Below are 12,365 nucleotides of genomic sequence, written 5' to 3'. Positions count from 1 at the left end.
AATTCAGTTAAAAATCAAAATAATTTTTGGCGTTGTAGTAGCAGATATCAGAAACTGTCCTTCCGATCAGTTCAATATCATCCGGCAATTCACCCTTCTGCATTTCTTCTCCGAAGAGATTACACAATACCCTTCTGAAATACTCGTGTCTCGGATAAGAAAGAAAGCTTCTTGAATCTGTCAGCATTCCTACAAAACAGCTGATCAGTCCCATATTGGATAATGCATTCATCTGTTTGATCATTCCGTCTTTCTGATCCAGGAACCACCATCCGGAACCGAACTGCACTTTTCCTTTCACGCTGCCATCATTGAAATTCCCGATCATTGTTGCGAAAATTTCATTGTCGGCAGGATTTAAATTATATACAATGGTTTTAGTCAGTTTATCTTTTCCGTCTAAAGTATTTAAGAATTTAGACAGGGTCTCAGCCTGAACAAAGTCGCCAATAGAATCCCAACCTGTATCAGGCCCTAAAATCTTATGCATACGTTCGTTATTATTTCTCAAAGCTCCCAAATGGAACTGCTGAACCCACCCGAATTTGTGATACGTTTCTCCCAGAAATAATAAAATAGCTGTTTTAAACTGATTGACCTGTTTTTCTGCAATCACTTTTCCTGATAATTTATCCCTGAAAATAGCATCGATCTCAGCATCTGTGAATTCCTCGAAAGAAATATTATTCAATCCGTGGTCGCATAATCTGCAACCGTTTTCGTGGAAATACCCGATTCTATTCAATAAAGCATCACATAAACTCTGGTAGGAATCAATGGCAATCCCTGCCGATTCGCCAAGTTTCCCCATATAATCTGCGAAGTTGTAATTTTCGATTAAAATCGCTTTATCGGGACGGAAAGCCGTACTTACTTTTATACTGAAATTACTTTTTGCAAGGTCCTGATGATAATTTAATGTATCTGTAGGATCTTCTGTTGTGCACAGAGATTCCACATTCATCATTTTTAATAAGCCTCTTGTCGATTTTTCAGGGGTTTGTAACTGTGCGGTGATGTTATCATAAATTTTACCGGCATTATTTTCATTGAGCAGTTCGTTAATTCCGAAATAACGTTTCAGTTCCAGATGTGTCCAGTGATACAACGGGTTTCTTAAAGTATAAGGAACCGTTTTTGCCCAGGCCTGAAATTTCTCTTTATCAGAGGCATTTCCCGTAATAAATTTTTCATTCACCCCCATTGTACGCATAGCCCTCCATTTATAATGATCACCGGCAATCCATACTCTGGAAATATTTTCAAAATTGGTATCTTCTGCAATATCTTTAGGGATCAAATGATTATGATAATCAATGATCGGTAATTTTTCTGCAAAGTTAAAGTATAACTCTTCAGCGTATTTATTCTGTAATAAAAATTGATCTGTTATAAAAGATTTCATTCTTGTTTAATTCTGTTGTTATTCATTTGCAGGCTTCCCGATGGTAGCCAGAATACCGCCATCCACATAAATGATCTGTCCGTTGATAAACCTGCTTGCATCGGAGGCTAAAAAAATAGCTGTTCCGGTAAGGTCTTCGGGGTTGCCCCATCTTCCTTCCGGGGTTCTGCTGATGATAAAATCATTGAAAGGGTGTCCGTCTACTCTGATCGGTTCTGTTTGTGATGTTGCAAAATATCCGGGTCCGATTCCGTTTACCTGGATATTGTGTTTTGCCCATTCTGTAGCCAGGCTTTTGGTCAGCATTTTCAGTCCGCCTTTTGCCGAAGCATAGGCTGCCACATTATCCCGGCCAAGCTCGCTCATCATTGAGCAGATGTTGATAATTTTCCCTGACCGCCTTTTGATCATATGCTTACCTACCAGCTGTGACATGACAAAAGGCCCGGTAAGGTCTACATCTATTACTTTTCTGAAGTCTTCCACCTCCATTTCAATCGCAGGGATCCGTTTGATGATTCCCGCATTATTGACAAGGATGTCTATTTTCCCATGAGTGGCTTCCATTAAAGCGACTTTCTGGGCTGCTTCACGCTCGTCTGTAACATCGAAAATATAGCCGGTAGCCTTGTAGCCTTTTTCATGGTAATAATGTAAGGCTTCTTCCAGTTTTGAAGGGGTCGTACTTGTAATCGCCAATTCAGCCCCTGCAGAGGCAAGACCTTCCGCCATTGCCATTCCTAATCCGTGAGTACCGCCTGTAACAACCGCTACTTTACCGGATAAATCAAATAAATTCATCAGAAAAATTACTTTAGTTCATTAGTTTTGATACCGTCCATATCACTGTAGTCCATATTTTCTCCGGCCATACCCCAGATAAAAGTATAATTGGAAGTTCCTACTCCTGAATGGATTGACCATTCCGGAGATAAGACCGCCTGTCTGTTGGTCATAAAAATATGGCGTGTTTCCTGAGGCTGCCCCAGGAAATGGCTGACCGTTTGCCCTTCTTCCAGATCAAAGTAGAAATAAGCTTCCATTCTTCTGGTGTGGGTGTGTGCAGGCATTGTATTCCATACACTTCCCGGTTGAAGCTCGGTCATTCCCATCTGCAGCTGACAGGTTTCCAGAACGCTGTTTACAATCAGTTTATTGATGACCCGTTTGTTGGCATATTTTTCCTCACCCAGCTCTACAATTTCAGCTTCATTTTTAGTAATTTTTCTGGTCGGATAAGCATGATGGGCAGGAGCAGAATTGATATAAAAATAGGGTTGTTCATCACCCGATTTTTCAAAGATCACTTCTTTTACTCCTTTGCCTATATACAATGCCTCTTTATTTCCAAGCTCATATACTTCCCCGTCTACCGTCACTTTTCCCGTACCGCCTACGTTGATGATTCCCAATTCTCTGCGGGCAAGGAAATACTCTGCTTTAAGGTCGTCTGTGGGCTCAAGTTTCAAAGCTTTCGCAGAAGGCATTATTCCACCTATCATCAGTCTGTCATACATGGTGTATACCAGCTTTATCTGATCCTCATTAAATAAATCATCGATTAGAAACTCCCGCCTCAGATCTTCAGTGGTATACTTTTTAGCATCTTCAGGATGGTGGGCGTATCGAAATTCCGATTGTGTCATACTACTTATTTTATACTTTTCTTTTGCGGTTTTATCAAAACCTGTTCAATTATGTGTAATCGATTGCATAAAATTACACTAAAATTTGATAGAAATACTTGTCGATAAATATATAATTATTATTCAATTGGTTAACAAAAAATTAATTTATTTTTATAAAAAACTGATTATCAATTAAATAAAAATAAATTATTTGATATTAACAAAAGGATTTAAAGAAAATCAGGTATTTTATTCCTCCCACAAATCTTACCAAACCTTATCTTTCAAATAAAATCATGCCAAAATAAAACCATGATTACTCAATATTGATTCGATAAAAATAATACAATTTTAATCTATATACTATATACAATAAGAACAATCGTTATCAATTAATAAAAATGAATACTTTTTAACTTTGAAAAGATGACAAAAATCAGCAAACATTTCAAAATTTTATCTTTAGGTGACATTTTTGGGGAATTTCACATTCATAAAATCTGATCTTTTTTTATAAATTTTCAATTTTTGAAATATTAAACGGTATAAATTTTTATATTTTTTTTAATAATTTAAATTTTATTTAAATAAAACACAAATACCTATTAATCAACAAATTAAACCAATACACGTCATGAATATTTTGCCAACTTTAAGATTTTAAACAGTCAAATTAATGAAAAAATAATATTTTTTTCTTTGCATATTGGAAAATAATATTAGTTTAGAAGCCAAGTTATTTCTTTATGAAAAATTACGCAATCGATTGCACAATAAAAAGCGTGAAATTTTCAGGAAATATTTACCACTAAAAAATAGAATACTTACAAAATCCACAAAAACAAAAGATTGAAAAAAAAACTTTCAACCAATAATTAAAACAATAAGGATACAACATGGATAAAAAAGTACAATCAATAAAGTGGTTATATTTAACTGTCTTTCTCCTTCCTGTTCTTGCTATGGCTCAAGAAAAAGAGACGAAAAAGGAAAAAGAAACCAGGATTGATGAAGTGGTTCTGGTAGGTTATTCCAAAGTTTCTAAAGCTGATGTAACGAATGCAGTAGGTTCTGTAAAAGCTGATGCAGTGAAGGATATGCCTGTAAACAGTGCTGCAGAGGCAATCCAGGGTAGGGTTGCAGGGGTACAGGTGATGGCAAGTGAAGGCTCTCCAGGTGCAGATATTGAAATTAAAGTAAGAGGGGGTACTTCGATTACCCAAAGCAATGCCCCACTCTATATCGTTGACGGAATCCAGATGGATAACGCCCTGTCTATTATTTCTCCAAAAGAAATTGAATCTATAGAAGTTCTGAAAGATGCCGCCTCCACCTCTATCTACGGATCAAGGGGAGCCAACGGTGTGGTATTGATCACAACAAAAGGCGGCCGCAAAAAAGCAATTACATCCATCAACTATAACGGATATACAGGAGTAAGAAAAATAATGAACACAATTCCTGTACTGGATCCTTACGAATTTGTAATGTATCAGTACGAGCTTTATAATAAAGGCGGTATCGCAGAAGACATTACTACTTTTGGAACGAGATACGGAAGCTTTAATGAGCTGGAAAACAAGTACAAAAATATCAAAAAAAGGGATTGGCAGGACGAGCTTTTCGGGCAGGAAGCATTCAACTTTACGCATAACCTTAGTGTGACCGGAGGTTCCGATAAGTCTGCATTTTCATTGACTTTAAATCATGTGGAAGAGGACGGGATCATGCTGAATTCAGGCTTCAGAAGAAGTATGGCCAACTTCAAATATGATTATGATATTTCTAAAAAATTAAAGGTTGGTTTCAATGCACGATACAGCAGGCAGCTGATTTCCGGGGCAGGGACTTCCGCAACAGGTTCACAGGGAACCAACAGATTGAGAAATGCAGTAAGGTATCAGCCTTTTGAAGGGGGAAGCAATGTTCCGATTGATGACTTTGATCCGAATTATGCAACAATTACCAACCTTGTCAATCCGCTGATCTTAAACGACAATGAGGTTAAGAATAACAGAACCAACGATTTGTTATTAAATGCCTATTTAAACTATAACATCACGAAAGATTTAACTTTCAGAAGTGTGGTGGGCTATGTACAGAGAGACAACTCGGTCAACCAGTTCTGGGGTACGGTCACCAGCGATGCCAGGGCCAACAACAACCAGCCGATTGTACAGCTCACAAGATTCCAGACAAGAAGAATCACCAATACGAATACTTTAAATTATACCAAGAAATTCGGGGATCATAAGCTCGATTTATTAATTGGCCAGGAAACGGTACAGACAGACGGGGAATCATCCAATACTTACGTAAAATGGTTACCAACATCTATTCTTCCCAATGAAGCGTTTTCTAATATCCAGGCAGCCATTCCGCCATCAGGAATGATTCAGGATGCAGCAAAAACAGCAGCATTGCCACCGGACAGATTAGCATCTTTCTTTGGTAGGGCCAATTATATTTACAATAATAAATATATTGCAACATTCTCTCTGAGAACTGACGGCTCCAATGTTTTCGGGGAAGGAAAAAGATGGGGAACGTTCCCTGCAGTTTCATTAGCATGGAAAATCAAGCAGGAAAACTTCCTTAAAAACAAAGAATGGCTGGATGAGCTTAAGCTTCGCTTCGGATATGGGATGGCAGGAAACAACAGGATTCCTTCCTATCTGTATGATACATTCTTTGCTACTTCTACAGATTACGGGTATACTTTCGGAAGCGGTGTAACTCCGGGAGCGACTACCGGAAATACGCTGGCCAACAGAAATGTGACATGGGAAGCTACCGTTTCCAAGAACCTGGGCCTTGATTTCGGATTCTTTAACGGCAGATTATACGGTAGTGTAGACGGATATATCACGGATACCAAAGATCTGCTTATTTTAGCAAAAATTCCACAGACATCGGGGTATGAATATCAGTATCAGAATTCAGGAAAAACCCAGAATAAAGGGATTGAGGTATCTTTAGGCGGTATCATCTTCAATAAAGAGAATTTTACATGGAAAACAGACTTCAACATCTCGGCCAATAAAAATATTATCAAAAGCTTAGGGGCAAATGTTTCTGCCAATAATGATTACTATCTTGTGGCTTCAGGATGGGTAAACAATTTATATGATTTTATTGCGAAAGTGGGTAATCCGGTAGGAACTTATTATGGGTACGTCACGGAAGGAAGATATGAGATCAGCGATTTCGATTATAATTCTTCCACACAGACATATACTTTAAAAGCAGGTGTTCCGAGCAGCAGCGCCGTAGCCAACGGTTCAAAACCCATTCAGCCGGGAGATCTGAAATTGAGAGACATTAACAATGACGGACAGATCACAGCAGCCGACCAAACCGAACTGGGAAGTGCCCAGCCAAAATTCTACGGAGGTTTCAACCAGACTTTCAGATACAGAAACTGGGATATGAGCCTATTTTTCAACTTCTCTGTAGGAAATAAAGTATATAACGCCAATAAGATAGAATTTACATCACAATATCTTTACAGAGACAATAACATGGCTGCAGAAATTGCCGACCGATGGAGATGGTTTGACAACAATGGCGTAAAAGTTACAGATCCTGCTGCTTTAGCCGCATTAAATGCTAATACAACGATGTGGACTCCTCCACAGGGAAACTACATCCTGCATTCGTATGCGATTGAAGACGGATCTTTCTTAAGATTAAATAATGTAACACTGGGATACAGCTTACCAAAAGGCTCGCTGGAAAGCCTTTCCATCAAAAACTTCAGAATGTATGTTACGGTAAATAATTTATTTACCATCACAGGTTACGATGGATATGATCCTGAGGCAAGTACCAGGAAAAATCCTTTGACTCCGGGTGTTGACTATGCTGCATATCCTCGAAGCAGATTTATTTTAACGGGTGTTGATATAACCTTTTAATTAAGACTTAAACATGAAAAAAACAATAATAATTCTAAGTTGCATTCTTTCGCTATCAACCTTCCATTCATGTAACGATTATCTGGATGCAGAAAATTATTCAAGTGTGTCGGAAGCTCAGCAGTTTGACAGTACTTCCGATACTTTCACAGCACTGGTAGGAGTTTACAGCCAGCTGGCTGGTGATGACGGATACGGACAAAGATTAGCTTTAATATACCCTCACTCCAGCGATGATTTCAGAACTTCCGGAGACTACAACTGTAATGACAGAAGAGGAATTTCAACTTTCGGGGCTTGTCCTACCAATACAGAATTAAATAAACCTTTCCTGAAACTATACTCCGGAATTGAACGTGCCAATCTTTGCATCAAAAATATTCCTCTGTCACCGGTTTATCAGACGGGTTCCGACTCCGATAAAAAATTAATGGACCGTTATCTGGGGGAAGCTTTAACATTAAGAGCCCAGTTTTATTATGAGCTGATCAGAAACTGGGGCGATGTTCCTTTCCAGGAAGTCCCTTCATCCGATCTGGAAAATTTATATCTTCAGAAAACAGACAGAGATGTTATCTATGAAAAAATGCTCGCCGATCTTGCAAAAGCATCCGCATTAGTACCATGGAGATCTGAAGGAAGCACAACCAATGCAAGAATTTCCAAAGGATTTGTAAAAGGGTTGAGAGCAAGAATTGCTTTGGCAAGAGCCGGATATTCTCTGAGAAGAAGCCCACAGGCAATGGCTCAGGGTTCAAATCCTCAAAACTATTATCAGATTGCCTATGATGAATGTAAAGATATCATGAACCACTCTGCTGAGCATAGTTTAAACCCAAGCTACGAGGCAGTTTTCAGAGCTTTACACACCAATACACAGGATGCAACCAATGAAATTATTTTCTGTGTGGGAGCTTTCGGAGGAAACGCAAGAACAGACAGCAAAATCGGTTATTATAACGGATTGAAACATGATGACAATTCCAACTGGAAAGGTGGCGGAGGCATCAACGCACTTCCCGTTTACTTCTATGAGTTTACTAAATATGACCTAAGAAGAGACATGAACATAGGAATTTTTAAAGTGAACAATTCAAACCAGGCTGAGATGGTACCTGCCATTTCTTTTACAGATTCCAAATACAGAAAATCCTGGACGAATATCACGGGACCTTCCCAAAACCTTGCGGTTGACTGGCCATTATTGCGTTTTTCAGATGTACTGCTGATGTTTGCAGAGGCAGATAACGAAATTCACGGCGCTCCTTCCCAGGAAGCAATCAATGCAGTAAGATCAGTAAGAACCAGAGCTTATGCAGGCAATTTAGGGCAAATGGGAACCATTCCTGCTGATAAAACAGGGTTCTTCAATTATGTTGTACAGGAAAGGTTATTGGAGCTGGGTTCTGAAGGAATCAGAAAATATGACCTGATCCGCTGGAATTTATTAGACGCCAAAATCACGGAAACAAGACAGAAGCTGACTGCTTTCGCCAGTGGAACAGGGCAATATGCTAACGTTCCTTTAAACCTTTACTATAAAAAATCACCGTATGATCCTACAAAAACGGCACAGCAGAATATAAATGATATTGATATTTTCTACACCAGCGGGGACAAATCTGAGGTATTTTACATGCCTTCCCAGGATGCTACACCGGCAGGTTATACGAAGATTGCATGGAGAGCTGCTGTTTTACCGACCTATATCAGCGATCCTGTGAAAGGTTTTGCCCAATATTTCCAACCGAATAAAAGAGAGTTATTACCTATTTACAGTGACATTATTCAATCTAACTATAATCTTACCCAGGATTACGGTTATTAGTAACAATACACATTCATATCAACAGTTGATACAGGCTTTCTTCCCAGGGAGTAAGTCTGTATTTTAACTTAAAAATTATTCAATGAAAACCTCCATTTTAATTAAAAATATAAAACCGTTTTCAATTTTACTGGCAGTATTATTAAGCTTTCTTTCTTTCAAGACCAATGATCGGACAATCGTGGTTTCGAAAGACGGAAAAGGTGACTTCATCACAATACAGCAGGCTATCAATGCCATTGAAAACAATTCTTCCATAAGAACAAAAATTATAATTAAAGCCGGAGTTTACAAAGAAAAAATTATCATCCCGGAAACGAAAGGAGCCATTCTAATGGAAGGTGAAAACCCTGAAAATACGATGATCACTTATGATGATTACGCTTCAAAAAAAAATCCGGACGGGCAGGAAACCGGAACAACAGGTTCATCCACAATTTTTATTTATTCTAATGATTTTACAGCAAAAAATATTTCATTTGAAAACAGCTCAGGAAGAGTCGGGCAAGCCGTTGCCGTTTTAATTTCGGGTGACAGGATTGCTTTTGAAAACTGCAGGTTTTTAGGAAATCAGGATACCTTATATTTAAAAGGCACCCAGGATCTGCAGGACAAAACAAAACCTTCAAGAAATTATTTTAAAAGCTGCTATATCGAAGGGACAACCGATTATATTTTCGGAGCCGGGACAGCCGTTTTTGAATACTGTACCATTTATTCAAAAGAAAGCGCAAGCTATGTGACAGCCGCTTCTACTCCACAGGAAAATGATTTCGGTTTTGTTTTTATCAATTCAAAAATTATCGGAAATACCAAAGAAAACTCGGTTTATTTAGGAAGACCCTGGAGGCCTTTTGCCAAAACAGTTTATATCGATTGTGAATTGAATTCAACTATAAAGCCTGAAGGCTGGCACAACTGGAATAAGCCCGATGCAGAAAAAACGACATTCTACGCAGAATATCATTCAAAGGGAACCGGAGCCAATTCCTCTAAAAGGGTTTCCTGGTCTCATCAACTCAGCAAAGAAAAAAGAAAAATATACACAACAGAAAATATTCTTAAAGGAAAAGACAACTGGAATGTGAAAAAAATTTAAATCCAACCCTGAACACTAAAGATTTTCAATCATGAAAAAACATTTCACAAAACGATTCACGATAGGAATTTTATGCGGGATTTCCACGTTGGCAAATGCTCAGAATGTATTAAGCTTTCCCGGTGCAGAAGGCTTCGGAAGATATACAACCGGTGGACGCGGTGGAAAGGTTTATTTCGTCACCAAACTGTCGGATGATGGTTCGGAGGGAACTTTAAGATATGCATTAGACCAGAAAGGTCCTCGATATGTTGTTTTCAAAACAGGAGGAACGATTTATTTAGAGTCACCCTTGAAAATACACGAAGGAAATGTCACCATCGCCGGGCAAACTGCTCCCGGAGATGGAATTACTATTGCCAACTACGAAACTTTTATAGGGGCAGACAATGTCATTATCCGGTATATGAGATTCAGGATGGGGGATCAGAAAAATTTTGAAGGTGACGCTTTAGGGGCAAGATTTATCAAAAATCTGATGGTGGATCATTGCTCAATGAGCTGGTCAACAGATGAGACGGTTTCCATTTATGTCAATGAAAACACAACCCTTCAATGGTGTCTCATTGCGGAAAGCCTAAGAAATTCCGCCCATCGGAAGGGAGCACACGGATACGGAGGAATTGCCGGCGGAAAATCTGCATCCTTTCATCATAACATTTATGCCCACCACGACAGCAGGAATCCGAGGCTGGGAGAATATGCAGGAAGTAAATTCGCCTTAACAGATCTTACAGATTTCAGAAATAACGTAATTTATAACTGGGGACACAATAATGTTTACGGAGGTGAAGGCATGAACGTGAATATCGTCAATAATTATTACAAACCGGGCCCCGCAACCATAACAAAACAACGCATTGTTGCCATCGATAAAAATGAAAAACCACAAGCGGAAGTCTATAACATCTGGGGAAAATATTACATCAGCGGAAATGTGGTGGAAGGAAGCCCGGAAGCCACAAAAGACAATTGGAATGAAGGTGTTTTCAGCCAGATGAAACCAGCATACAATCTTACGGATAAAGATAAAAATACCATAAAGATCAGTCAGCCACATGATATTCAGAATAATGTAAAGACATATCCTGCCAAAGAGGCGTATGAAAAAACTTTACAGTTCGGAGGAGCAAGTCTGGTGCGGGATGCAGTCGATTTGCATGTTTTAAAAGATATCAGGAACGGGAGTTTCACATACAAAGGCTCAAAAGGAAGCACCAACGGGATCATCGACTCTCAGAAAGACGCAGGCGGATTCCCGGATTTGAAGCAGGGAAAACCACTACCCGATTCAGACAACGACGGAATACCGGATGAATGGGAAATCAAGCATCAGTTAAACCCAGAAGTTGCGGATGCCAACGGAAGAGATTTAGATAAAAATTATGACAATATAGAAGTTTACATGAATGATATTGTAAAAAAAATAACCGAAGGACAACGGTAATAATCATGGAAAATCTTTAAAACCATTATGTAATAAAAAATAGTATGAAGTTCAGTTTATTTAAAATATTAATTGCCGGAGCATTTATCAGTTCAAATTTTTCAGCCCAGACCTCTGTGATTGAAAAAATTAAAAAGAACCCAAAAGCCCCTTTCTCTTATGCAGAACTTTCTGTAAAAGAAGATGGAAAATGGGAAGGAGATCGATATATCGGCGGAGCTTTCAAAAACATTCAGGGGCTCACCCTTCCCGAATCCCACACAGACCATTCCACTTACATCAGATATGAAGGGATCGGACTGGAAAATAATCAGATTGGTTACAGACTGTATCTGGACTGGAGAAATGCAACCGATATTTTCGGTAAAAAAATAAACACATTGGTTTTACCTGAAGTTGGGCAGGATGGTTTTGAATCTTATCATCATGATGCACCATGGGGGCAGGATATTCTGAAATCCGGACGTACGATTGGTATTGGCTCTTACGGAAGATATGATGAGCAGAATGATTATGTTGAAACTTTTAAAATTGTAAAAAATACAACCGCAAAAGTAGTTAATGAAAAAGATCAATCGTATGCAGTTATAGATTATAAAGGCTGGAAAACATGGGGTGACGCCGTAGATTTACAATCAAAGCTGACGATTTTCAATAAAGACCGTTTTGTAAAAGTAGATTTAAATTTGAGCAATACTCTTTCAGGATTATGTACAGGAATTGTTGCCATTAAAAATATTCCGTTAAAACAGGGAATCAGCAAAAATAAAAAATGGGCTTATATTGCTACCTACGGAAATCAAACCGAAACGAAAAAACAAGATAATCTGGGAATGGCAGTCTTCTATCCTCTTGAAAGCTTTGATAAATATGTAAAAACAAAATCCACTCATACTGTAGTTTTCAAGAAAACAAAAAATGTTTCATACTATTTTTCAGGAGCCTGGTCTCAGGAACCTAACGGGCTAACAACAGAAGAATCCTTCTATCAGGATCTGGATAAAAAACTGGATATTTTAGATAAAAAAAATCAACTTTAAA

The 12,365-nt window shown here is 38.5% G+C and carries 8 protein-coding genes; 5 read left to right on the top strand and 3 right to left on the bottom strand.

Going from position 1 to position 12,365, the window contains the following annotated elements; genetic code table 11:
* Window positions 1-7: 7 nt before the first annotated feature.
* The 3 genes from uxaC to kduI are packed head-to-tail and all read right to left on the bottom strand — an operon-like array spanning window position 8 to window position 3,051.
* Window positions 8-1,405, bottom strand: a complete 1,398-nt coding sequence (gene uxaC, locus PMI13_RS14720) for a glucuronate isomerase (protein WP_007845075.1) — start codon at window positions 1,403-1,405, stop codon at window positions 8-10.
* Window positions 1,406-1,423: 18 nt separating this feature from the next.
* Window positions 1,424-2,206: a gluconate 5-dehydrogenase gene (locus PMI13_RS14715; RefSeq protein WP_007845073.1), complete on the bottom strand. Its 783-nt coding sequence runs from the start codon at window positions 2,204-2,206 to the stop codon at window positions 1,424-1,426.
* 8 nt (window positions 2,207-2,214) lie between these two features.
* Window positions 2,215-3,051 (bottom strand): 5-dehydro-4-deoxy-D-glucuronate isomerase, encoded by an 837-nt coding sequence (gene kduI / locus PMI13_RS14710; RefSeq protein ID WP_007845070.1) that lies wholly within the window; start codon window positions 3,049-3,051, stop codon window positions 2,215-2,217.
* Between the two features lie 878 nt (window positions 3,052-3,929).
* Here kduI and PMI13_RS14705 point away from each other — a divergent pair.
* From PMI13_RS14705 to PMI13_RS14685, 5 genes are all read left to right on the top strand, one after another.
* Window positions 3,930-6,950: a SusC/RagA family TonB-linked outer membrane protein gene (locus PMI13_RS14705; RefSeq protein WP_007845069.1), complete on the top strand. Its 3,021-nt coding sequence runs from the start codon at window positions 3,930-3,932 to the stop codon at window positions 6,948-6,950.
* 13 nt (window positions 6,951-6,963) lie between these two features.
* A complete protein-coding gene (locus PMI13_RS14700) occupies window positions 6,964-8,778 on the top strand; it encodes a RagB/SusD family nutrient uptake outer membrane protein (RefSeq protein ID WP_007845068.1) in 1,815 nt (604 codons plus the stop codon).
* Window positions 8,779-8,860: 82 nt separating this feature from the next.
* Window positions 8,861-9,877, top strand: coding sequence for a pectinesterase family protein (locus PMI13_RS14695; protein ID WP_007845060.1), 1,017 nt, complete (start codon window positions 8,861-8,863; stop codon window positions 9,875-9,877).
* Between the two features lie 31 nt (window positions 9,878-9,908).
* A complete protein-coding gene (locus tag PMI13_RS14690; RefSeq protein WP_007845058.1) occupies window positions 9,909-11,324 on the top strand; it encodes a pectate lyase family protein in 1,416 nt (471 codons plus the stop codon).
* 44 nt (window positions 11,325-11,368) lie between these two features.
* Window positions 11,369-12,364: a DUF4861 family protein gene (locus tag PMI13_RS14685; protein WP_007845056.1), complete on the top strand. Its 996-nt coding sequence runs from the start codon at window positions 11,369-11,371 to the stop codon at window positions 12,362-12,364.
* Window position 12,365 lies beyond the last annotated feature (1 nt).

Source organism: Chryseobacterium populi (assembly GCF_000282115.1).
Lineage (GTDB): Bacteria > Bacteroidota > Bacteroidia > Flavobacteriales > Weeksellaceae > Chryseobacterium > Chryseobacterium populi.
Note: the sequence above shows the minus strand (reverse complement) of the source record. Positions and strands in the feature narration are given on the sequence as shown.